At 28.8% G+C, this 23,527-nt stretch carries 25 protein-coding genes; 11 read left to right on the forward strand and 14 right to left on the reverse strand.

Features of this window, described 5'->3' with window-relative positions; translation table 11 throughout:
• Nucleotides 1-143 precede the first annotated feature (143 nt).
• Complete coding sequence (locus tag ACIJYA_RS06065) at nucleotides 144-1,784, reverse strand: DEAD/DEAH box helicase (protein ID WP_435088032.1); 1,641 nt, start codon at nucleotides 1,782-1,784, stop codon at nucleotides 144-146.
• A gap of 176 nt (nucleotides 1,785-1,960) precedes the next feature.
• Between ACIJYA_RS06065 and typA the strand changes: the two genes are divergently transcribed.
• On the forward strand, nucleotides 1,961-3,787 hold the full coding sequence (gene typA, locus ACIJYA_RS06070) for a translational GTPase TypA (RefSeq protein WP_435088033.1): 1,827 nt from the start codon (nucleotides 1,961-1,963) through the stop codon (nucleotides 3,785-3,787).
• Here the strand turns inward: typA and ACIJYA_RS06075 are convergent.
• Entirely contained in the window at nucleotides 3,784-4,431 is a 648-nt protein-coding gene (locus tag ACIJYA_RS06075; RefSeq protein WP_435088034.1) for a YczE/YyaS/YitT family protein, read from the reverse strand. The genes typA and ACIJYA_RS06075 overlap by 4 nt on opposite strands.
• Nucleotides 4,432-4,481: 50 nt before the next feature.
• Here ACIJYA_RS06075 and ACIJYA_RS06080 point away from each other — a divergent pair, with 50 nt between their 5' ends.
• The gene (locus ACIJYA_RS06080; RefSeq protein ID WP_435088036.1) at nucleotides 4,482-5,162 is read left to right on the forward strand and encodes a DUF6134 family protein; all 681 of its coding nucleotides are present in this window, start codon (nucleotides 4,482-4,484) and stop codon (nucleotides 5,160-5,162) included.
• Between the two features lie 2 nt (nucleotides 5,163-5,164).
• Here the strand turns inward: ACIJYA_RS06080 and ACIJYA_RS06085 are convergent, their stop codons facing one another.
• The 3 genes from ACIJYA_RS06085 to tldD are packed head-to-tail and all read right to left on the reverse strand — an operon-like array spanning nucleotide 5,165 to nucleotide 8,865.
• Nucleotides 5,165-6,136 carry an NAD(P)-binding protein gene (locus tag ACIJYA_RS06085; RefSeq protein WP_435088038.1) on the reverse strand — a complete coding sequence of 324 codons (972 nt, stop codon included), beginning with the start codon at nucleotides 6,134-6,136 and terminating at the stop codon, nucleotides 5,165-5,167.
• The gene (locus ACIJYA_RS06090; RefSeq protein WP_435088040.1) at nucleotides 6,133-7,449 is read right to left on the reverse strand and encodes a TldD/PmbA family protein; all 1,317 of its coding nucleotides are present in this window, start codon (nucleotides 7,447-7,449) and stop codon (nucleotides 6,133-6,135) included. Before ACIJYA_RS06090 ends, ACIJYA_RS06085 begins: the two co-directional genes overlap by 4 nt.
• Before the next feature lie 3 nt (nucleotides 7,450-7,452).
• Nucleotides 7,453-8,865, reverse strand: coding sequence for a metalloprotease TldD (gene tldD, locus ACIJYA_RS06095; RefSeq protein ID WP_435088042.1), 1,413 nt, complete (start codon nucleotides 8,863-8,865; stop codon nucleotides 7,453-7,455).
• An 88-nt stretch (nucleotides 8,866-8,953) separates the two neighbouring features.
• On the opposite strand from tldD, the gene ACIJYA_RS06100 reads away from it, so the two are divergent.
• A complete protein-coding gene (locus ACIJYA_RS06100; RefSeq protein WP_435088044.1) occupies nucleotides 8,954-9,301 on the forward strand; it encodes a DCC1-like thiol-disulfide oxidoreductase family protein in 348 nt (115 codons plus the stop codon).
• On the opposite strand, the gene ACIJYA_RS06105 is transcribed toward ACIJYA_RS06100, so the two are convergent.
• From ACIJYA_RS06105 to ACIJYA_RS06120, 4 genes are read right to left on the reverse strand one after another with little or no spacing between them, the layout of a single operon-like run.
• Nucleotides 9,298-9,591, reverse strand: a complete 294-nt coding sequence (locus tag ACIJYA_RS06105; protein WP_435088046.1) for a hypothetical protein — start codon at nucleotides 9,589-9,591, stop codon at nucleotides 9,298-9,300. The two genes, ACIJYA_RS06100 and ACIJYA_RS06105, sit on opposite strands and share 4 nt — an antisense overlap.
• 30 nt (nucleotides 9,592-9,621) lie before the next feature.
• Nucleotides 9,622-10,800, reverse strand: coding sequence for a hypothetical protein (locus tag ACIJYA_RS06110; RefSeq protein ID WP_435088048.1), 1,179 nt, complete (start codon nucleotides 10,798-10,800; stop codon nucleotides 9,622-9,624).
• A 28-nt stretch (nucleotides 10,801-10,828) separates the two neighbouring features.
• Nucleotides 10,829-12,019 (reverse strand): class I SAM-dependent methyltransferase, encoded by a 1,191-nt coding sequence (locus tag ACIJYA_RS06115; protein ID WP_435088050.1) that lies wholly within the window; start codon nucleotides 12,017-12,019, stop codon nucleotides 10,829-10,831.
• A gap of 1 nt (nucleotide 12,020) precedes the next feature.
• On the reverse strand, nucleotides 12,021-12,905 hold the full coding sequence (locus tag ACIJYA_RS06120) for a dihydrodipicolinate synthase family protein (protein ID WP_435088052.1): 885 nt from the start codon (nucleotides 12,903-12,905) through the stop codon (nucleotides 12,021-12,023).
• A gap of 49 nt (nucleotides 12,906-12,954) precedes the next feature.
• On the opposite strand from ACIJYA_RS06120, the gene ACIJYA_RS06125 reads away from it, so the two are divergent.
• Nucleotides 12,955-13,917 (forward strand): glycosyltransferase family 9 protein, encoded by a 963-nt coding sequence (locus tag ACIJYA_RS06125; RefSeq protein WP_435088054.1) that lies wholly within the window; start codon nucleotides 12,955-12,957, stop codon nucleotides 13,915-13,917.
• On the opposite strand, the gene ACIJYA_RS06130 is transcribed toward ACIJYA_RS06125, so the two are convergent.
• Nucleotides 13,914-14,417, reverse strand: coding sequence for a J domain-containing protein (locus tag ACIJYA_RS06130; RefSeq protein ID WP_435088056.1), 504 nt, complete (start codon nucleotides 14,415-14,417; stop codon nucleotides 13,914-13,916). The genes ACIJYA_RS06125 and ACIJYA_RS06130 overlap by 4 nt on opposite strands.
• A 16-nt stretch (nucleotides 14,418-14,433) precedes the next feature.
• Here ACIJYA_RS06130 and ACIJYA_RS06135 point away from each other — a divergent pair, with 16 nt between their 5' ends.
• Entirely contained in the window at nucleotides 14,434-16,509 is a 2,076-nt protein-coding gene (locus tag ACIJYA_RS06135) for a S9 family peptidase (RefSeq protein ID WP_435088058.1), read from the forward strand.
• A gap of 100 nt (nucleotides 16,510-16,609) precedes the next feature.
• Nucleotides 16,610-17,056 (forward strand): Hsp20 family protein, encoded by a 447-nt coding sequence (locus tag ACIJYA_RS06140; RefSeq protein ID WP_435088060.1) that lies wholly within the window; start codon nucleotides 16,610-16,612, stop codon nucleotides 17,054-17,056.
• Between the two features lie 42 nt (nucleotides 17,057-17,098).
• Here the strand turns inward: ACIJYA_RS06140 and ACIJYA_RS06145 are convergent, their stop codons facing one another.
• Nucleotides 17,099-17,404, reverse strand: a complete 306-nt coding sequence (locus ACIJYA_RS06145) for a hypothetical protein (protein WP_435088061.1) — start codon at nucleotides 17,402-17,404, stop codon at nucleotides 17,099-17,101.
• A gap of 126 nt (nucleotides 17,405-17,530) precedes the next feature.
• Between ACIJYA_RS06145 and ACIJYA_RS06150 the strand changes: the two genes are divergently transcribed.
• On the forward strand, nucleotides 17,531-18,841 hold the full coding sequence (locus ACIJYA_RS06150; RefSeq protein ID WP_435088063.1) for an NCS2 family permease: 1,311 nt from the start codon (nucleotides 17,531-17,533) through the stop codon (nucleotides 18,839-18,841).
• A 38-nt stretch (nucleotides 18,842-18,879) separates the two neighbouring features.
• On the opposite strand, the gene ACIJYA_RS06155 is transcribed toward ACIJYA_RS06150, so the two are convergent.
• Nucleotides 18,880-19,413, reverse strand: a complete 534-nt coding sequence (locus ACIJYA_RS06155; protein ID WP_435088065.1) for a phosphoribosyltransferase — start codon at nucleotides 19,411-19,413, stop codon at nucleotides 18,880-18,882.
• A gap of 28 nt (nucleotides 19,414-19,441) precedes the next feature.
• On the opposite strand from ACIJYA_RS06155, the gene ACIJYA_RS06160 reads away from it, so the two are divergent.
• A complete protein-coding gene (locus ACIJYA_RS06160; RefSeq protein WP_435088067.1) occupies nucleotides 19,442-19,738 on the forward strand; it encodes a DUF1330 domain-containing protein in 297 nt (98 codons plus the stop codon).
• Here the strand turns inward: ACIJYA_RS06160 and ACIJYA_RS06165 are convergent.
• Both ACIJYA_RS06165 and ACIJYA_RS06170 read right to left on the reverse strand, forming a co-directional pair.
• Nucleotides 19,725-20,360: a DNA-3-methyladenine glycosylase family protein gene (locus tag ACIJYA_RS06165; RefSeq protein ID WP_435088069.1), complete on the reverse strand. Its 636-nt coding sequence runs from the start codon at nucleotides 20,358-20,360 to the stop codon at nucleotides 19,725-19,727. The genes ACIJYA_RS06160 and ACIJYA_RS06165 overlap by 14 nt on opposite strands.
• The gene (locus tag ACIJYA_RS06170) at nucleotides 20,353-21,234 is read right to left on the reverse strand and encodes a DMT family transporter (protein WP_435088071.1); all 882 of its coding nucleotides are present in this window, start codon (nucleotides 21,232-21,234) and stop codon (nucleotides 20,353-20,355) included. Before ACIJYA_RS06170 ends, ACIJYA_RS06165 begins: the two co-directional genes overlap by 8 nt.
• Nucleotides 21,235-21,268: 34 nt before the next feature.
• Between ACIJYA_RS06170 and msrA the strand changes: the two genes are divergently transcribed.
• Genes msrA through ACIJYA_RS06185 form a run of 3 tightly spaced genes read left to right on the forward strand, consistent with a single transcriptional unit; the run spans nucleotide 21,269 to nucleotide 23,525 of the window.
• Entirely contained in the window at nucleotides 21,269-21,712 is a 444-nt protein-coding gene (gene msrA, locus ACIJYA_RS06175) for a peptide-methionine (S)-S-oxide reductase MsrA (protein ID WP_435088073.1), read from the forward strand.
• A 1-nt stretch (nucleotide 21,713) separates the two neighbouring features.
• Nucleotides 21,714-22,526 (forward strand): rhodanese-like domain-containing protein, encoded by an 813-nt coding sequence (locus ACIJYA_RS06180; RefSeq protein WP_435088075.1) that lies wholly within the window; start codon nucleotides 21,714-21,716, stop codon nucleotides 22,524-22,526.
• Between the two features lie 3 nt (nucleotides 22,527-22,529).
• Nucleotides 22,530-23,525, forward strand: a complete 996-nt coding sequence (locus ACIJYA_RS06185) for an efflux RND transporter periplasmic adaptor subunit (protein ID WP_435088077.1) — start codon at nucleotides 22,530-22,532, stop codon at nucleotides 23,523-23,525.
• Nucleotides 23,526-23,527: the final 2 nt, after the last annotated feature.

Below are 23,527 nucleotides of genomic sequence, written 5' to 3' on the forward strand. Positions count from 1 at the left end.
CCTTTTTTTTTAATAAAATGCTATAATTTTAGGATGTCAAAAAGATACAGTGGAAAATCATTCAAAGACTCTAGCGTTAGTAAAAAACCAAAATTAAGTCTGAAGGAAAAGAGAAAACAAAAAAAAGAAAAGACTAAAAAATCTTAAGATTTAGCTCTTTTTTTACTATGTTTTTTAAAGCTAAAGTTTTTAGGTCTGCTATTTCTACTCTTAAATTTTTTCTTTCCCTTAAAACCAAAACTTTTTTTCTCTGAGTCTGAAGATGTGTTTTCCGAAGGTTTTCTTCCAAAATATTTTGGATTATTTGTAAAGCCAGATGGTTTTGCGTTATTTTTTTTTGTAAAACTTGATTTCCCTTTAAAACCAAAACTTTTTTTCTCTCCATCTCTTGATAGTTTGTCTCTAAAACTTGATTTCCCTTTAAAACCAAAACTTTTTTTCTCTCCATCTCTTGATGGTTTGTCTCTAAAACTTGATTTCCCTTTAAAACCAAAACTTTTTTTCTCTCCATCTCTTGATGGTTTGTCTGATCTACCTTTACTATAAGATTTTGATTTGCTTTTAAAATTTGACGATCGATCTTTTCTACCTTTTCCAAAAGATCTTTTTTCATCTCTAGCTTTTCTTTTTTTATTATTTGGTCCCTTGCCTCTTCTTTTGTTTTTTGAGTCTCTTCTTAAGCCACTAGGTGCTGGTTTGAAATTTGGATCAATTAATTTATTTATTGAATTCCACATTATTCTATCATCGGGTGTTAAAAATGTTAATGCAGATCCCTCAGATCCTGCTCTTGCAGTTCTTCCAATTCTATGGATGTAATCTTCTGGAACTTGTGGTAGATCATAATTGATTACATGTTGAATTAGAGGAATATCTAAACCTCTAGCTGCGACATCTGTTGCAATTAAAATTCTCTTTAGTCCTTTTCTAAAAGAATTAATAACACGATCTCTTTTACTTTGACGAAGGTCACCATGAATTGCATCAGCTGAATGTCCTTCTTCTTTTAGTTTTTTAACCATTTTATCAGCACCTCTTTTAGTTTTAACAAAAACTAAAATGGAACCCTTTCTGGCTAAAAATTGATCAATTAATTCATCGTATTTATTTTCTTTAAAAACTTGAAGAGTTTCTTGTTTAATCTTTGCAATTGGAATCGATGTAGCTCCTGTAGAAATTCTTTCAGGTTTGTTTAAATATCTGTCTGAAATTCTTAAAATATTTTGAGGTAAAGTTGCTGAAAATAATAATGTTTGGTGATCTTTTGGAACAAATTTTAAAATCATTTCAATTTGTGGGGTAAACCCCATATCGAGCATTCTGTCAGTCTCATCCAAAACCAAATACTTTGTGGCTGATAAATTTAAGCTTTTTCTTTTTAAATGATCATTAATTCTTCCTGGAGTTCCAACTATTATTCTAGATCTGTTACCTAGTTGTCTCAATTGTTTTTGCATTGATTCTCCACCAATAAGCAAAGCTGATTTAATACTTATTTTATCACTTATAATACTTTTGATTGCTTCCATTACTTGTGTTGCTAATTCTCTAGTTGGGCACATAACTAATGCAAAAGCATTCTTGTCTAAAATCAACTTATTAATTAGAGGTATACTAAAGGCTAAAGTTTTTCCTGTTCCTGTTTGTGCTGTTCCTAAAATATCTTTTCCTTCTAAGGCAGCAGGTATTGCCATTCCTTGAATAGGAGTGGGTTTTGTAAAACTCATTCGTTGCAATGAATTTTTTAGTGAATCTTCTATTTTAAGTAATTTAAAATTTTCCATTTAATGATTTAGATGTATAGACTTTGATTCTACGTCCATCTAATTTTACTGGGATATCTATATGTTTTTAAAACAATCACAAGAAATGAATTTTTTGTAAAAGACTTTTAATCAAGTAAATACTGTCTTTTTTTAAGTTTTCAAATGAAGGATTTGATGTATAAGAGCCACAATTTATGAGCAATAATATCAGAAACATCACCATCATTGCACACGTTGACCATGGAAAGACAACCATGATTGATAACTTAATGAAACAAAGTGGTTCATTTAGAGATAATGAAGTTGTTGATGAAAGATTAATGGATTCAGGGGAATTAGAAAAAGAGAGAGGCATAACAATTCTTGCTAAACCTGCATCAATTAATTGGCAAAACTCAAGAGTAAATATAATAGACACACCAGGTCACAGAGACTTTGCAGCTGAAGTTGAGCGTGTGCTTAGTATGGCTGATGGTGCGTTATTACTTATAGACTCTGCAGAAGGTGTAATGCCTCAAACAAAATTTGTATTAGCAAAAGCACTTAAACAAGGATTAAAACCAATCGTTGTAATTAACAAATTAGATAAAGCAGATCAAAGAGCAAATGAAGTATTAGACGAAACTTTTGATTTGTTTGTAAGTTTAGATGCTAATGAAGAACAATTAGATTTTCCTGTTTTATATGCAAGTGGAAGATCTGGATGGGCGAGTAAAGAAGTTGATGGTCCAAGAGAAAATCTCCACCCACTATTAGATTTAATAATCGAACACGTACAACCAGCAGAATTAGATAAAACTAAACCTTTTGCTATGCTCTCTACTTTGCTTTATGCAGATAGTTTTTTAGGAAGAAGTCTTGTTGGAAGAATATCTCAAGGAACTGCAAAAGCTAACCAGCCTATTAAAGCAATTAATCTTAAGGGTGAAAAAGTAGATGAAGGTAAACTTACAAAAATTTTTAGATATGAAGGAACTAAAAAAGTTCCAATTGAAATAGGCGAAGCTGGAGATATTGTTGTAATTGCAGGTTTAGAAAAAGCGAATGTTGCAGATACAATCTGTGATCCAGAATTAAATGATCCAATTCCTGCAACTCCAATAGATCCTCCCACAATGTCTATTACGATTAGTGTTAATAGTTCACCTTTAGCTGGAACTGAGGGCAAAAAATTAACAAGCACACAAATTCGAGACAGATTAGTTTCTGAGGCACAAAATAATGTTGGTATTACTTTCTCTCAAAATGCAAATGTAGATTCATTTGTAATAAGTGGTCGAGGCGAATTAATGCTTGAAATTTTACTTACCCAAATGAGACGTGAAGGATTTGAGATGACAGTAAGTCCTCCAAAAGTATTATATCAAAAAGATGAAGATGGTAATAAACTTGAGCCTATTGAAGAAATTACTGTTGACCTTGATGAAGAGTATTCTTCAAAAATAATTGACTCGATGAATAGAAGAAAAGGTAAACTTTTAGATTTAAAAGATACTGGAAAAGATAAAAAAAGATTAGTATTTCATGCACCAACTAGAGGCTTAATGGGTTACACAAGTAGATTCTTAACCTTAACAAAAGGAACAGGTGTAATTAATAGAATTTTTCATGGATACGGAAAGTTTGAAGGTGAAATGGATGGTAGAAAAAACGGTGCTTTAATTTCAATGTCCACAGGAAAAGCTGTAGCATTTGCAATATTTAACTTACAGGCAAGGGGTGAAATGTTTGTTACTCATAATGACCCTGTATATGAGGGAATGATTGTTGGATTAACTCCAAAACCTGGTGATATGATTATAAATGTCATGAAAGGTAAGCAATTAACTAACATGAGAACTCAAGGTACAGATGAAAATGTTGTGCTAACCCCTGTAAGACAAATGTCAATCGCGGAACAATTAAGTATGTTAAATACTGATGAAGCTCTAGAAATTACGCCAAAATCCCTAAGATTAAGAAAATCTATTCTTAACCCCCATGATAGAAAAAGAAGTGAAAAGTCTGGGACTGCTGCTTAGTTAAATAATTTATTTACTAAAAATAACCCCAAAGCTACACAAGGTCCTATCCCAAAAGCAAACAATAAAGTTCCAATTCCAACAGTACCTCCCAAGTACCAACCTATAGACATTACTGAAATTTCAAGCAAACCTCTTACAGTAGCAATAGGTAAATTTGTTATTTTTTGAAGACCAATCATCAAACCATCTCTTGGGCCTGCCCCTAAATTTGCAACTAAATAAATACCTCCTCCTATTCCTACAGTCAACACTGCAAATGCTCCAAGTAATATTTGGGATATATAATTTTCTGGAGTTGGAACATATCTAATGCACACATCTATCATTACTCCAATAATTAAAGCATTTAAAATAGTGCCAATTCCTGGTTTTTGTTTTAATGGAAGCCAAAGTAATAAAACTGCAATACTAATAAAAATAGTTATAAGACCGATTGAAAAACCAATATTTAAAAATATACCTTGTGCTAGCACACTCCATGGTGATGCTCCAGATGCTGAGACAATTAACATCCCTTCTCCCAAACCAAATAAAATCAAGCCAAAACAAAGAAAAAAAAAAGTAGAGATTTTTGGTTTTAAATTTAATGGTTTGTCAGAACTCCAGGAAACTCTTGGTATATTTTTAATTTGTAGAAACATATTTAATAAAATACTTCTTTTATTATCAAAGTCTATTAAACTAATATCAAATGAAAAAGTTTTTATTACTTATATTTCTTTTTGTATTCCCATTCAACAGCATGGCTCATATGGCTCACTATAATAAGTTTAACAAAATAGAAATGGAAATTTTAAAGGATGGTGAAGTGATAGGTTATAATTTTTATTTTTTTAAAAGAAATAAGAATGAAACAATAGTTACCAACCAAATAAAATTTACAGTAAAATTATTTGGTGCAACCGTTTTTGAAATTGAGGGTTTTGGTGAAGAAAAATATATAAAAGATAAATTAATTTCATTTGAGTCAAAAACACGCCAGAATAAAAAAGAAAAGTTTGTAAATCTTAAACTTTATGATCAAACAAATGAATTTGAAATTCAAGGGTCATCGTATACAGGAAAAGCATCAACAGATAATGTAGTTGGAAATTGGTGGAGCCATAAAATACTGCAGGCAAATAGCCAAATTAGCCCTGTTTCAGGCAGTATTAAGGAGCAGGTTGTGACTTTTATTGGTAAAGAAAAATTAGACCTATATGGAAAAACTTATGATGTAGAGCACTTTAAATTGACCTCAAAAGATATGTCTATTCCAAAAGATAAAAGACTTAATTTTGATGTCTGGTTTAACAAGAAAAATGCATTAATTTTAAAAGTTGCCTACTCAAGATTAGGTAATTGGGAATATAAAGTTAAAAAATTTGAATAACTTTACTTTACTATCTTTTTATAAAGATCATTGGCGCTTATCCATCCAGCTTCCAATCTTGGACCTACAAACCAATCTGCACAAACACCTAGATTAGTTGACGAGTCCCAAAAACTTTTTATTTTCAGAGGCTTTGAATTAGATGAATATTTCCAACCATGATTAAGAGAAAATAAAACTTTGGTTTTTTTAATTCCTGTCAACTTAAAGAACTGTTCAATTAAAATTTTAGAATTTAAATCTTTATTTTCTCTATTTTTATTAATTTTTTTATTTGCCCAATTATAAGTACTTTGTAGAGTCCATAAATCCTTACTACTTTTAAATCTTTTTTTTGTATTTTCTTTAGCAACCCACCCTAAAATCTTATCATCAAATAAGTAACTACTAATATTTGTTTTTATTTTTTTTGTAACTATCATCACTGTAATATTTGCATCCATTTTTATTTTTTTTTTAATGAATGAGTTTTTTATAAATTTTTTTGATAGTTTGGATAATTGAACAAATGGACAAGTAAGAATTAATTTCTCATAAATTTTTTTAGTTCCATCAGAAAAAGTTAGGACCCATTTTTTTTCTTTATAATCAATTTTTTTTAACTCTGCTTTAAAATTACAATTGATATCTTTGAGAAGATACTTGCTGATATCGTTATTGCCAAATTTGCCTATTATTTTTAAATGATTTTTATTTTCTCTCTTAATCTTATTTAGAAATAAATGTTTTCCACCCCAAGTTTTTAAAACTTTTTTTTTTATTAACTTTTGAATAAAATTTTTAAAGGATGAGTTTTTTGGAGAAATATATTGTGTTCCATGATCAAAACCCTTCAACTTATCTAATCTTTTAAATGAAGCTCTGCCTCCTGGCCCTCTTGCTTTGTCAAATAAATCAACTGAATGTTTCTTGCTTAAAAGATTGGCAATTGTTGCTCCTGAGATACCAGAGCCAATCACACAATAAGTGCTCATTTTCCTGCAACGGTCATTTCATCAATCATCATGGTAGGTGAGTTTACTGAATATTTAAATTCTAAATCATTTGCCAAAGTAATTTTTTTAAACATCTCATTAAAATTTCCAGCAATGGTTATCTCATTTACTGGATATTTAAATTCTCCACCCTCAATTAGAAAGCCAGTAGCTCCTACAGAGAAATCTCCTGTCACTAAATTAGTTCCATGTCCTATTGTCTCAGTCACGTATAAAATCTTAGAATGACTTTTTAGTAAATCATCATAATTAATTTTCCCGTTTTCAAAATAAAGATTAGTACATCCGCTACTTCGACCATTAGATTTTAGATTTAATTTTTTTCCATTATATGTATCAATTAAATAATCATTAAGAATTCCACTTTTAACTAATTCTAAGTTTTCTGTCGTTACCCCTTCAGAGTCAAAACACTGTGAACCCATACCCTTAATTAAATCTGGTTTATCAATAATATTAATCGAATTAGAAAATACCTGTTGTTTTATTTTGTCTTTTAAAAATGATGTGCCTCTTGCAATTGATGAGGCTGAAATAGCACCCGCAAAGGAGCTTAAAAAACCTTTGGATATTCTTTTATCAAAAATAATACTCATTTTATCACTACCAATTTTTTTTGGACTTAATTTTTTTATAGTTTGTTCAGCTGTTGTTTTTCCAAGCTCCAAAGGATTGGCAATATCATTTAAATGACATTTGCTTGTGAATTCATAGTCTCTTTCCATACTATTTTCATCTTTTGCGACAGTTACGCAAGATGCTGAGAATGAAGATGATTTGTACCCATTACAAAAACCATCACTATTTGCTAAAATAAAATTTGACTTATTTTCTGTAAAGCCTGACTCAGTATTAATAATCTTTTCATCAATTGAAGCTGTTTCTTCTAATTCTCTTAAATAATCTATTTTTTTATCATTCTCTATATGAGACTGATCATACAAATCTAAATCTTTAATGTTTTTTGCCAATAAGTCTTTTTCAGGCAAGGAATTGAATTCATCTTCTGGTGTCATCTTTGTGGTTTCATAACATTTTTCAATTAAAGTTTTTAAATTATCATCCAATAAATTTGATGATGATATTGATGATTTTTTTTTACCAATATATGTTTCAATACTTATTGCTAAACTATCTGATCTATTAGACTCATCTAAAACTTTATTTCTAAAACTAACAGTTTCTGAAATTGAGTTTCCAACAGTCACACTTGCATCTGTTGCTCCAAGTTTTTTTGCTAAGTCTAAGCAATATGAAGCTTTGGTTTTTAAATATTCTTGATTTTTAACCATGATTTATAATTTGGTTCCACCAACAGTCATTTTATCTATCAAAATTGAAGGTTGCGCTACTCCAACTGGCACACCTTGGCCTGCTTTACCACATGTTCCAATACCTGGATCCATCATCATGTCATTTCCCACCATTGATACTTCTTTCAAAATTGATGGACCATCTCCTATCAAGGTTGCTCCTTTAATTGGTGACCCAATTTTACCATTATTTATTTCATAGGCTTCCGTGCAATTAAAAACAAACTTTCCAGATGTAATATCTACTTGTCCACCTCCAAAACTGACAGCAAAAATTCCTCTATCAACTGACTTTATCATTTCATCTTGAGTTTGGGTTCCACTTAACATCATCGTATTTCTCATTCTTGGTAAAACAATGTGCTTGTAGTTCTCTCTTCTCCCACTACCTGTAGACCTGGTATTCATTAACCTTGCATTTAATCTATCTTGCATAAAATTTTTTAAAATTCCATTTTCTATTAAAACTGTTCTTTCTGTTGGAGTTCCTTCATCATCGATAGTAAGGCTTCCTCTTCTTTTATCTATTGTTCCATCATCAACAATTGTAACCCCTTCACTAGCAACTTTTTGGCCCATCAAATTATGAAATGCTGATGTTTTTTTTCTGTTAAAATCTCCTTCTAAACCATGACCAATAGCTTCATGAATTAATATTGCTGGCCAACCAGGTCCTAACACTACCTTCATTTCACCTGCTGGCGCTGGTTTACTATCAAGGTTTACAGAAGCAATTCTTAAAGCTTCCTCACAAACATTTTTCCAATTATCATCTTTTAAATAATCATCATAAGATTGTCTTCCACCAATTCCATAAACTCCCGTTTCTTTTCTGCCATTTTTCTCAAGCATTACTGAAACATTAAACCTAATTAGAGGACGAATGTCTGTTAAAGCTTCTCCACCAGAACGAATAATTTCAATAGATTTTTGTTCTCCACTAAAGCTTGCAGTTACCTGTTTAACTTTAGAGTCTTTTTTTCTTAAATAATCATTTACATTATTTAGAACTTCTAATTTAGAATCGAGTGTCTTTTGTTCAATGGGGTTTATGTCATCATAAAATTTGTTGTTAGTTTTTGGAATTTCATGATTATAAATTCCTTTACTAGATTTAAGTGTAGATTTTAAATTTTCAGCAGAACTTTTTAATGAATCTTTTGAAATTTCATTAGAATGGGAATAAGCAACTACCTCATTTGAAACAGCTCTAAAACCAAAACCTAAATCCGAACTATAATTTGAGCTTTTAATCTTATTATCATCTAATAAAATAGACTCTGATTTTGAATTTTCAAAATATAACTCGCCATCATCACAATTCTTTAAAGTGTCAGATACAATTTCATCCACATCTTTTCTAGTAAGATCTGATTTGTCAAAAAAATTTGCCATGGACATTACATAGCTATTTATAGTCAATTTTCAATGGATGAATTAACACATGTACATATATTAATTACATAGATACAAACTTTAATTTATGAAAGTATATTTTAATAATTCCTGTAAAATTTGTAGATCTGAAATTAATTTGTACAAAAAAGAAAAAATTCAAGATATCGATTGGGTTGATATAACAGATAATTCTATCGCTGAAAAAGAAACATCAAAAAAAGATAAAGATCTTTTAAGAAGACTTCATGTTAAAGATGGGGATAACATAATTGAAGGTGCAGAGGCATTTTTATATGTTTGGAAAAAAATTCCAAAATATAAGTTTCTATATAATTTTTTTAAACTTCCTGTAATTTTTACGTTTTTTAGAGTTGGATATGAAATTATTGCTTATTTTTTATATTTAAAAAATAAAAAACAACTAAAAAACTAATTTAGAAAAAATATTAAAAACTTGCTCAATAAAGACATAGAAGCAATAAACATAATCATTACAACTGAGTACATTAAAGTAACAATCTTATTTTTTTTTCTTCTCAGCCTCACAAAATCTTTATCATCTAAATCTGAAATGTCTCTTTCACCAACTACCTGATAATCATAACTCCAACGCCATGTAGAGTTTCCAAGTCTCGAGTCTAAGTTATTATAATAGGTTATCCAAGCAAGAGTATATCTTAGGATTAGGTATAGAATTGCCATTGTAATTGTACCAAAAAACATTCTAAATATTACTTAATTAAATAAGATAGTTTAATTGTTATTTTTTACCCTTTTTCTAGCAATAAGCTGTGTAAGAGAGTCAACCATCGTATCTGATGCTTTAAATATTTCATTATTTTTAAATTCATGAGATACATTTTTTTCTGGGTTAGTCTTATCTTCGATGACTATTCCTTCATCTGGTGAGTTATTTTTGATATATATTAATAATAACCATTCTTCATCAGAAGACTCATCCCATTTAACAAAGATCTCACCAGTCTCAAATCTTTTATCAATACATCTAAAGATAGACATGTGTCTTGTAATATGTCTTTTGTTTAACTGAAACACTAAACTGCTTGCACTGCGGTAAAAACTTTCAAGTGCAAATTCTATTTTTTGTCTTGCTATTGTGTATTCTTTTTCTTTTCTAAGTAACGTTTCTCTATCTTCATCACCTTGAATTTTTACTCCAAGGGCCTCCACTCTTTCTCTTATCTTCTGATCTCTAATTATTCGATATTTTTCTTTTAGTTTTTCTATTCGTTGTTGAAGGCCTGCATAGTCATCTCTTTTTTCTCTAAGTGATATTTTTTCTAATTTTTCTAACTCTTTAACTTCTCTAATTCTGAATTTTTCAATTTGTTTTTCTAATCTTAATTGCTTTAAGAATTGCTTTTGTTTTTCAGCTTGTTCTATTCTCAATAAAGCTTGCTCTTTTCGAAGAAAGATTTTTATATCTTTGGCTCTTTGTTTATCAAGCTTAATTTCATCTTTTAAAGCTTGTTCCTGTAACTTAATCTTTAATTCTTCCTGCTTTTGCTTTTCATTTTCAAGATTAATTTTTTCTAGTCTTTCTTTTTCTAATTTTTCTAATTTTAGTCTTCTAGCTTCATCTTTTTTAGTCTCTTTATATTCAAAAATTGTATTAGCTATTTTATCAAAGAAAGCTTGAATATATTTTTCAATACTAAAACTAATTTTAAAGTTTATTTGAGGTTTTAAAGAATTTTGAAAATTTATTAATCTTAAAATAAAATTTTGTTTTTTTGGTATTTTTTTATTTATAATTTTTTTTTTGGCTTTATCTAATTTTTTTGGTCTAATTTTTGATTTTATCTTTTTTATTTTTTTTCTGATAACTTTTGATTTTTTATTAACTTTTTTATTAACTTTTTTTTTAGTTTTTTTTTTAGTTTTTTTTGAATGTTTTTTTATTTTTTTCATGTTCAGGAGAATTATATCTATCAATAAATCATTGATAAATATAGTCTCTTGTTACCGGGACTGAAGTATAATTTTTTGTAAGTTGAAATTGATATACAACCTGATCACCCCACTTAAATGACATTTCGCAACCTGCTAAATAAAATTCCCACATTCTAAAAAACTTTTCATCAAACATTTGAATAATTTTTTCTTTATTTTTAATACAGTTTTCTTTCCAATGTCTTAATGTATGCGAGTAATGTAGTTTTAAAACCTCTACATCAGAGATTATTAACCCAGCTTTTTCGATAGGTGTGGTCACTTCACTTAAGCTTGGTGTATAACCCCCTGGAAAAATATATTTTGTTATCCAAGGATGTGGGTCTCTTGGTGGATTTACTGAGCCTATTGTATGAATTAAAGATATACCATCATCGCTTAATAATTTATTAATTTGCTTGAAAAATTTCTTATAAAATTTCCTACCAACATGCTCAAACATTCCTACACTTACAATTCTATCAAATTTTTCATTAAGCTGTCGGTAATCTATCAATTTAAATTTTAGCTGATTTTCTAAATTAAGTTCTTTTGCTTTTTTATTACAATAATTAAGTTGATTTTTAGACAATGTTATTCCTGTAACCTCACAATTAGCAGTTTGAGCAATATCAATAGCTAAAGATCCCCAGCCACATCCAATATCTAAAACTTTCTGATTAGGTTTTATGTTTAATTTTTTTATTATATGTTGAATTTTATTATTTTGAGCATCTGCGAGTGTATCATTTTCATTTTTAAAATACGCACACGAGTATTGTTTCTTGGGATCTAAAAATAAATCATAAAGATCATCTGAAATATCATAATGATGCGATACATTCATTTTAGATTTTTTGATGAAATTAAAGTTAGTTAAGTATCTATAAGATCCTCGAAGTCTATTTATTAAATAACTAAATAAATTTAGATCATTTCTTCCAAAATTCATTAATGCCAAATCTAAAAAATCACTCAAACTTCCATTTTCAATAATTAACTCTCCATTAGTATAAGCTTCCCCAAAATATAAATCTGGCTGGAATAACAGTTTATAATGAAGTTTTTTGTCTAAAATTTTAACTTTAATTGGCTTTTCACTTTTTGGTGATCCAATAATATAATTTTTAGAATAAGCATTTTCTAAAATAAAACCATCTTTCTTAAATACATTGTTAAGAAATCTAGCTAATTGCATTTTAGGCTGCCATTATTGGTTTGATGGAAAAATTTAATTTTTCTAAATTATCAATTAACTCCTTTTCTTCATTAGAATTTAAAATTGATAATGGTGGTAAAACGTTTTTATAAATTAAATCATTTTTTGAATAATAAGCATGAAGTCCAGATATTAAATTATATTTTTCAAATGTATTTCTAACATCACAAAGCTTTTGATTAACTGTTTGTTCCTTTTTATAAAAAAAGTCATCATAAACTTTTCTTGCTAATGCAGATGTAACATTACAAGTAGCTGTAATTATTCCTGAACACCCAAGTTCTAAACCTTTTAATAAATTAGACTCTGAGCCTGGTAGAATTGAAAAATTATCTATTTTTAGGTTTTCAAAAAGATTATAGGAACTATCCTTAACACCAATAATTTGTTCTGGAAATAATTTTACTAATTCTTGAACACATTCTACACTAAACTTATAACCACATAATTTTTCAAAATTATACAGCACTATTTCACAATCTGGGTGAACATCAATAATTTTTGAATAGAAATTAATTACATCATTATCTGAATATTTATAAAACGCTGGAGGCATAATTAAAAATTTCTTAAAATTTAAAGACTTAGCTACACTAATTAGATTTATATTTTCGCTTAAAGAATTTAAACCAGTACCAATTATATATTTTTCTTTATATTTACTTTTAGATAGTTGATTAAATAAATTTATCTTTTCACTAATTGAAATTAACTGGGCTTGACCCGTGCTACCAAATATTGCAGCCCCATGACAACCTTGATCAATAACCATTTCCGCATGTTTAATAGTTCTACTAATATTTAATGTTAGATTATTGTTTAAAACTGACATAACAGCGGCATAAATACCATTAATTTTACTCATACATAAAATTTATATAAAAATATTAATTAGTAAAGTTTATAAATAAAATATGAAAATTTTAGCAGTTCAGAATAGAATGGGAATTGGAGATACTGTTATTTTTTTACCTTTTATAGAGGCAATTTCTAGAAAATTTAATACCCCTGTGAGCTTACTTGTAAAAAAAAGTTCAAAAGTAGATGAATATATCAAGCAGACTGCTTATTTAGATAAAGTAATATTTTTAGAAAGAAATAATAAAAAAAATGAGAGACATAATGGATTTATGGGAAGTATTAGATTGGCTCAAGATTTAAAAAGATATAAATTTGACAAAATCTTTATATTTAATTCGTCGCTAAGGTTTAATTTGATTGCAAGATTAGCAAATATTAAAGAAATTTATCAATATCCTCTTTTAAAAAAAACTAATCAACATATTGTCCAACCCGCAAATTATTTAATCAAAAAAAATTTAGGGGTTAATGTTGTTAAAGATCCTCAAATTGAAATTAATAGTAATTTGATTAAAGAAGCAGAGTCAAAATTTAATATAAATTCAAGTGAACTAAATATTCTCCTAGGAATTGGTGGTTCAGGGCCCACTAAAAGAATACCTTCCGAAACTTTTTTATCTGTTATAGAAAAAATTTATAATTTTAAGAAAAGTAAATTTTTTTTAGCAACTGGAAAAAAAGATGATGAACAAATAATTTTAAATCAGATACTGAGCTCAAAATTCAGAGACAAATGTATCCCTTTAGATGACTTATCAATTGCTGATACTTTGCCAATTATAAAAAATTGTAACATTTCAATTTGTAATGACTCAAGTTTTAGTCACTTATCATCAGCTCTTGGGATTAAAACAATAACACTAATGGCCGACACTCCTTTAATTTATGGTTCTTATAGTTCTAACATGTATCCCATTTTACCAGATGGTGAGACTACTGTGGGACATAATACTTTTGGAAAAGACAAAATAAATCCAGATAAAATTTTTGATAAATTTATATCAATTTTAAATTAAGAAATATCGTTAATTACAATTTCTTTAGCTTCATTAACGATTGCAGACAATCTTGATGTTTCAGGAGAAATATCAGGATGTATTTTTTTTTGGATTTTTATATAAGCCTGATTTACTAACTCTATTGTTGGTTTATTATTTTTATCTAAATTTAATATCTTATAAGCCTCAGAAACAGACAGAGTATTTGAATTGTTATTTTGAGATTGATTAAAGGAAAATCTTCCTGATTGTCTAAGTGTCTGAATAAGTCTAAATAATGAAAATAATTGAAAAATTGATAAGCCTTTTAACTTCACTAGGGCTAAACTTAAAAGAGTTAAAGGCAATGTAAGTAAAATTTTACCACCTGCTGCAAATATGATGGCTAAAATGATTAGAATAAATATCGTGAACAACCTTACACTTTTAGACATGTTCTTTGAGAAAACACCTCTCCACCATTTCATTAAAAAATACAAAAAAGTCAAAATTATCAGTGTATAAATTATTATATTCATATATTTCCTATACTTTATGAAAATACCATATCTAAAAAAAAAACCAGAATTAAAATCATGTCATGATGTTACATGGGAAGACAATTATAGCTGGATACATCAAAAAAATATTTTAGAGGTACTTAGAGATAAAAATAAACTATTACCTGAAGTAAAAGATTATCTTGAAGAAGAAAATAAATACACTGACTATCATTTAAAAAACACGAAACCTCTACAAAAAAAATTATTTGATGAAATTAAAGGAAGAATAAAGTTAGATGACGAGTCTCTTCTCTATAAAGATCACACCTATGAATATTGGACCAAAACAACTAAAACTGGAAATTATTCAATTAAACTTCGAAAGAAAATTAATTCAGATTTAGTAGAAGAAATTTGGAATGGTGATAAAGAAAAAGAAAATCTAGGAGTAGAATATTTTGGTGTTGGAGATTTAGAAGTAAGCAATAATGATAAATACCTAGGATATTCTTTAGACACCAAAGGCTCTGAATACTATACAATTTCTATAAGAAATATTGAAACTAATAAAATCATCACAAAAGAAATTTCTGAAACTTCAGGAGGAATTACTTTTAGTTTAGATGATAAATTTATTTTTTATTCTAAACTTGATGAAAATCATCGTGCAAGAAAAATATACAGGCATGAAATTGGTAATTTTAAAAACCAAGATCAGCTAATTTTTGAGGAAAAAAATGAGGCATTCACTGTTAGCATTGGCTTAAGCTCCGATGAAAAATATTATTTTATTAATACATCTGACCATAACACATCTGAACAATACTATTTTAATGTAGATGAGAAAAATCCTTCACCAAAATTAATAATGAAAAGAGAGAAAGGAATTCTCTACTCGGTTAGTTCTTGGGATGGAAAATTTTATAATCATACCAACAAAAATGCCGAAGATTTTAAAATCGATATTTCTAATAGTCTTACACTTCAAGAATGGAAAACATTTATACCTCCAAGAGATGAAGTTCTAATAGGTGGGCTAACTTTTTTAAAAGACTGGATTATTAGATCTGAAACTTCCAACGCACTAGATAAATTATTTGTTAGAAATATTACATCAGATCTTGAAGAGGAATTAATATTTTCTAATGAAAATATTTATGTACCAGGTATTTCTTTGGTTCAAAGAGATAGAAATACTAACAAATTATATCTTGGCTATTCGTCTCCCAAAACTCCATCTAGGGTTTACTTGTACGACTTACATAATAAATCTAAAAAACTTGTAAAAGAACAGGAAATACCTTCTGGACATAATCCAGAAAATTATATTGTTGAAAGAGTAGAATACAAATCTCACGATGGAAGGTTAGTTCCTCTAACAATTACTAGACATAAAAAAACTAAAATTGATGGCTCAGCAAACATACTACTATATGGATATGGTTCATACGGTAGCTCTATGAGTCCAAACTTTTCTTCTACAAGATTAAGCTTAATTGATAGAGATATTATATGGGCAACAGCTCATATCAGAGGTGGTATGGAAAAAGGAATGAAATGGTGGAAAGAGGGAAAACTTACAAATAAAAAAAACACATTTGAAGACTATATCTTTGCTGCAAAATACTTAATTAACAACAAGTATTCATCAAAAGGAAAGATCATAGGTATGGGTGGATCTGCAGGAGGATTGTTAATGGGCGCTGTTGTTAATCAAGCTCCAGAATTATTTCTTGGAATTGTTATGGCTGTACCATTTGTAGATTCTCTAACAACAAATCTTGATCATTCTCTTCCATTAACTGTCGGAGAGTTTGATGAATTTGGAAATGCTCAAGATAATAAAGAACATTTTGATTATATATTTTCATATGCACCATATAATAATATTAAAAAAATGGATTACCCTCATATATTAATTACCACAAGCTTAAGTGATAATAGAGTTTTGTTTGATGAGCCTGCAAAATTTACTGCAAAATTAAGGGAATATAAAACTGATAATAATTTACTTCTTTTAAAAACAGAAATGAACGCAGGTCATGGAGGAAAATCTGGAAGAGATGGTGCTATTGAAGAAATTGCAATTGATTATGCGTTTGCACTTAAAATATCAGAAAAAATTTAATCCTGTAGATCTTGAAACAGTAAAACTAATTCCTATATATACTATGTAAGTCGCCTAATGGGGCTTACATAAATAAACTTGCTTAACAAAGGAGAATATTATGACAAGTAAGGATCTATCAATCTTTAACTCACTAAGACCATTTTCAATTGGTTTTGATGATATGTTTGATCAATTTGAAAGTATGCTTGGAAATGGAAATTTGACCATGCAGTCAAATTATCCACCATACAACATAAGAAAAACAGGAAAAGACAACTATGCTATTGAAGTTGCATTGGCTGGTTTTAATAAGAATGATGTTGAGGTTGAGTTTGAAGATAATTTATTAACTGTAAGAACCAAACAAGTTAATAAATCAGATGAAAACAATGTTGATGGGGAAATAATTCATAAAGGTATTTCACAAAGACAATTTGCAAGATCATTCACTATTGCTGATGACGTAAAGGTAAATGGTGCCGAACTAAAAGATGGTCTATTAAATATTTCTTGTGAAAGAATTATACCAGAACATAAAAAGAAAAAACTTATAGAAATTAAATAAGTTTACCTTGCTTGCGGGGATAAATTCCTCGCAAGTACTTAATTAAAAACAACCATTTGATACAAAACCAATAACAATTTTATCAGGATTTATTTCAAATCTTCTCTCGCAAGGAATTCCATATTTTTTTGTATTATAAATTAATTCAAAATTTCCTTTTGCATTCTTGAAATCTTCATCTGGTTTTCCTAAATCCATCTGTAAAACACTCGCTGGCTTACTAATGTATTTACTTAATTTTTCATTCTCTTTTTCAACAATTTTATTTGTTTTATCTTTGATTGTTTGACATCCGGCAATCATCAAAAATGAAAAAGATATAATTAAAAGTAATTTTAGTTTTGCCATTAAATAACAATAACATTACAATTATGGCATAATTATAAACTTCTGAGTTGAAATATGTGAATAAACGCTAGTTTTACAGGGTATTTATAAGAAGAATCAAATATTTATCATCTATTAGGAGGACAAATGCTTGAAAATTATTTCAATTATAAAAAACACAAAACAGATTTTAAAACAGAAGTAATAGCCGGAACTACTACGTTTTTAACGATGGCTTATATAATGTTTTTAAATCCATTTATCTTATCGGGTGAATTTGCCGGACCCGAAAAAGGTTTCTTTGATTTCGGCGCAGTTTATACAGCAACAATATTAGCAACAGCACTTGCATGTTTTATAATGGCTTTTTATGGAAAAACTTGGCCAATTGGACTTGCGCCTGGTATGGGGATTAATGCCTTTGTTGCTTTTGGAGTTTGTGCAGGAATGGGTTACACACCTCAAGAAGCTTTGGGTGCAGTACTAGTTGCCGGTGTATTATTTTTAATTATATCTCTTACACCTATTAGAGCTTGGTTAATAAATTCCATACCTAGAAGTCTTAAGTTAGGTATTGGAGCTGGTATAGGTTTATTCTTAGCAATTATTGGATTACAAATTATGGAGGTAGTTGTTGATGATCCAGTTACACTTGTAAAACTTGGTGATCTAGGTAATCCTTTAGTATTGCTTGGTTGTGCTACATTCATAGCAATTATTGTTTTAGAAAAAATGAATGTCAAAGGTAATATCATTATTGGTATTTTGGTATTCAGTATTATTGCCTGGGCTGCAGGACTTGCAAACTTTAATGGTATTGCGAGCTCTCCTCCACCAATGAGCTATCTATTTGAATTTGACTTATCTGCTGCAATGACTGCGGGAATGTCTACAGTAATATTTACTTTATTGTTTATTGACTTCTTTGATACAGCTGGAACATTAACTTCAGTTGCAAACGTTGCTGGTAAAGTTGATAAACAAGGAAAAGTTAAAGATATTAATAAAGCTATGTTAGCTGATAGTGTTGGTACAGTTGCTGGTGCAATGATGGGAACTACTACTGTTACAAGTTATGTTGAGTCTGGTGCTGGTGTAAAAGCTGGTGGAAAAACTGGTATGACATCTCTTGTAATAGGCTTGCTGTTTTTAGCATGTATATTCTTTGCTCCACTTGCAACTAGCCTACCAAAACAAATTGATGGTGCGGCTTTACTTTTTGTTTCTGTTCTATTTGTAAGAAATATTACAGATATTGAATGGGATGATATTGCAGAATCTGCTCCAGCTATTCTAGCAATGATTGCTATGCCGTTAACATATAGCATTAGTAACGGTATTGCTTTAGCATTTGTGTCATATGCTTTAATTAAAATATTTACTGGTAAGTTTTCATCTACTTCGCCAGCAATATTTGTTATCGCGATACTAAGTGTCGTAAGTTTTGCGGTTGCTTAAAAATATTTAATAGGGCTAGCTTTAACTAGCCCTATTTTTTAATTTCTTTTTATAATTTCTTCTATAGATAATTCTTCATAATGTTCGGTTGGCTGAACAATCCATGGATCTGTATCTAATCTTACTGGACAAAAATCTGGTTCAAAAGTTGATGATTTTTTTTTCCATAAACAGGCTGTTTTGACTTCATTTATGTAATCTTTCGTTGGACCATAATTTTTTAACCATTCTATACTTTTATTTAATGTTAAACCTGTGTCTGAAAGATCATCAACCAAAAGTACTTTATTATAATCTTTGTTTTCTGCTAAAGAACTAATTTCCCTTGCAAACATTAGTTGCCCTTGTTTATCTTCCATGCCTTCTCCAGAGTAGCTCTGGATAACAATGTAGGCTATTGGTAATTTTAAAATTCTTGAAAGAATATCCAAAATTGGAGCTGCACCTCTCATTATTCCAACTAGAACCGTAGGTTTATATTTTTTATGAATCTCGATTGCTAACTTTTCAACAATTTTGTTATACTCATCAAAAGTGATAATTAATTTGTCAGCCATAAATTTTACTATCATAACTAAAAAATTTTGAAAGGAAGAAATAATGAAAGCTTATTGGATCAGTTTATATGTAAAAGTTGAAAATCAAGATAATTTAAAAAAATATGCAGAAGTTGTTACGCCAATTATTAAAAGTTTTGGGGGTGTTCCCCTTGTAAGAGGCGGAAAACATAAAACATACGATGGAGATGATTTTTCCAGATCAGTTATTTGGGAATTTCCAAGTTATGAAAAAGCAATTGAATGTCACAATTCAAAAGAGTATTTAGCTGGATGGGATTTGGCAAAAGACACCACTAAGAGACATATGCAGGTAATTGAGGGCTTTAGTACTGAATAGGTTCAGGATCTATACTTCTCCACAAATACCAGGTTGCAACAGAACAATATGGTGAAAATCTTTTTTGCAACAAATTTACAAACTTCTCAGGTGGTAAATATTTTTTTTTATAATTTTTAGAAATTGCCCTGAGAAGTCCGATATCTTGTACTGGCCAAATATTGGAACGATTATAAGTAAATAATAAAATCATTTCTGCAGACCATCTACCAATTTGTCTTAATTGTGAAAGATATAAGATAGCATCTTCATCTGACATTTTTGATATTAATCTTGGATTAAAAGTTTTATCCAAAGTTTGTTTTGCTAAACTTTGAATTCCTTTTACTTTTTGTTTACTAAGACCGCATGATTTTAATTGTGTAAATGTTAATGTAGTTACCATTTTGGCATTAATCTTATTTTTACATTTATTTTTAAATTTTAAAAAAACCGAGTTTGCTGCTGCAACACTAATCTGTTGACCAATAATACTTTTACATAAAGAAAAAAAAATATCTTTTCTTGTTGTTAGAATTTTTTCTGTAGGAGATTTATATTTCATAATTAAACTAGCCATCACTTTATCTTTATTAGATAAATTTTTTTTTGCTCTACTCCAATAACTTGGTATCTTACTCATGTCTTGATAATGATAAATTTTTTTTTAAAACTATTTCACGTCTAAATATTATTATTGAAGATGCTATTACTAAAATAGCCCCTAATAGAGTTTTGGTTGTTGGAATTTCATCCCAAATTAAATAACCAAATATTATGGCAAATACTAATGCTAAATACTTTACTGGGGTAACCAAACTTACTTCGGATAATTTATAAGACTGGGTTAGCCATAAGTTTGCTAATCCTCCTAAAATTCCTATCATGGATAATAAAAATAAATCTACTAAATTTGGTAATAACCAATTTTGATAAAATGTAAAAAAACTTAAAATCATTATTGAAATTGAAAAAAAGAAACCTATTAACCAAACTGGTTCTGTTGTGGATAATCTCCTAATAGTTATAGCTACATAAGATAGTCCTAAGCAAAAAATAATAGGTAGAATAAAATAAAAATTTAAGGAACTAAATCCTGGCTCTGAGATAACAATAATCCCAATAAAACCAACTATAACTGCCAACCATCTATAAAAACCAACTTTTTCATTTAATAAAAATATTGAAAAAATAGTAGTAAATATTGGTGCTGCAAAAGTAACACTAACAACAGTAGCTAATGGAAGATTTCTTAAAGCAATAACAATTGAAATTAACGCAATTATTCCAGCCATACATCTTTTAAAATGTAACAATGGTCTGCTCGTTTTATAAAAATCAATATATCTTTCCTTAGGAATGATAAATAAAATAGGAATTAATCCACAAAAACCTCTAAAAAACAAAACTTGTCCAACTGGGTAATCATTGGTCCATTTTACAATCACATCCATTACAGAAAATGCACATATAGAGATAAACATGTAAAAAAAGCCTAATTGATTTTTAGAGAACATGTGATTAAGTCTAGATCAAATAATTTAATTATCAATGGAAATAGCAATTTTAGCACTTGGATGTTTTTGGGGACCTGAAATTAAGTTTAACAAACTTAAAGGGATTCTAAAAACAGAAGTAGGTTACTGTGGTGGTAACGGTAGTAAAACTAATTATAAAGAAGTTTGTTCAGGCACAACTAACCATGCTGAAGTAGTAAAATTAGAATTTGATCCTAAATTAATTTCATATGAAAAAATTATCAAATATTTTTATGAAATTCATGATCCAACCACCTTAAACTCTCAAGGTCCAGACTTTGGAACTCAGTATAGAAGTGAAATATTTCATTTTAACGATCAACAAAAACAAATTGCTGAAAAAATTACAAATGAGGAAAATAAAAAATTATCTGGGAAAATTGTTACAAAAATTTCTATGGTAAAAAATTATTGTCCAGCAGAAGAATATCATCAAAAATATTTAGAAAAGAGATAAAATGTCATTAGTAGATACAAATTGGCTAGAAGAAAATATAAATAAAGTTAAGATTATTGACTGCTCTTGGCATATGCCACAAACAAAAAGAAATGGTTTTATTGAATATCGTAAAGAGCATATTCCAAATGCTATTTTTTTTGATCTAGATAAAAATTCAAAGTTAAATACAGATTTGCCTCATATGCTAACTGATGCAAAATCATGGGAAGTAATTGTAAGTAACATGGGAATAGAAAATAATGATGAAATAGTAATTTATGACAACTCAGATGTTATAAGTTCCTGTAGATGTTGGTATAATCTAATTTATTTTGGTCATAACCCAAAAAAAGTTCATGTATTAAACGGTGGTTTAAAGAAGTGGAAAAATGAAAATAAATTAACAGACAGCAAACAAACAAATTTAAAAGTATCAATTTATAAAGCAGAAGAAAATAAGCAGCTTGTTAAAAATAAAAAAGAAATCGATGAAAATATTCAAAAAAAAGAATTTGAAGTTGTCGACGCTAGAAGCAAAGAAAGATTTGAAGGAAAAGTCGTAGAGCCAAGAAAAGGCTTAAAAAGTGGATCTATCGAAAATTCTTTTTGTATCCCTTTTTCTGAATTAATAAATGAGGATCATACATTTATTAACAAAGATAAAATTATAAAAAAATTTAATTCAGTAGGATTTGATATAAATAAAAACCTAGTATTTTCTTGTGGTTCTGGAGTCACTGCGAGCGTATTGGCACTAGCTTATTCAATAATAAATGATAAATATATGCCCACAATTTACGATGGCTCATGGTCTGAGTATGGAAAGAGTTAAATTATGAAAAGATCAACAAAAATTATATCAATAGTATTAATCTTCTTTTTTATCATTGCAGCAGTAATCATTGCTAGAACAATGATTGGTAATCATTTTAAGAAAAAATTTAGCAAAAGACCGCCCCCAGGAATAATTGTTCAAGTGGTTGAACAAAAATTATTTCAAAACACTATCGAGACATTTGGTACTGCAGTTCCAGCACAAATTAAATCCTTTAATATTGAAAAATATGAGATTTTAGAGCCGATTAAATTTAATACAAAAGTTAAAACAGGAGATGTAATTGCAAAATTAAAGAATAGAAACATAACCACTCCTTTCGATGGAATTATTGGTAAACGAGATTTTTCTAATGATATAGATGTATCAAAGAGTTCAATTATACTAAATTTAGAAGATACTTCAGTTCTATTTGTTGATGTAGATATACCTGAAACGTTTGCGCCATATGTAAAAAAAGGTCAAAACGTAAATATAAAATTTTCTGGAAATGCTCTTAAAAAATACTCTGGAACTGTAGAATCTACTGCAAGCAGAATTGATACAAATAAAAGATCTCTTCCAGTTAGAATTAAACTTGATAACCCTGACAATGAACTTTTATCTGGGTCGCTATTAGAGATCTCTATTAACTACAATGAGAGAAACTCGTTAAGCATTCTTGATACTAGTTTGCTAATGGAGGGTGATAATGTTTATGTATATAAAGTAGACAAAGAAAATACTGTAAAAAAAGTAGCAGTAGAAATTGGCTTAAGAAAAAAAGGAATTGTAGAAATCAAATCTGGTCTTGAAGATGGTGACACAGTAGTTGCTGAAGGTCTAAAAAAAACAAGACCTAATGGAAAAATAAAACCAATTAAATATGGTTCAAAACCAAAGTCATCAAGTTGGAAGAAAAAAGGTAAGCCAGCTAAGACAGAGCAGAAAAAAAGTAAGTTTGATTGGTTAAAAAAATTAAACCCATTTAAAAAATCTGAGACAGAGAAAAAATAAAT

Source organism: Candidatus Pelagibacter bacterium nBUS_29, from assembly GCF_051200905.1.
Taxonomy (GTDB): Bacteria; Pseudomonadota; Alphaproteobacteria; order Pelagibacterales; family Pelagibacteraceae; genus Pelagibacter.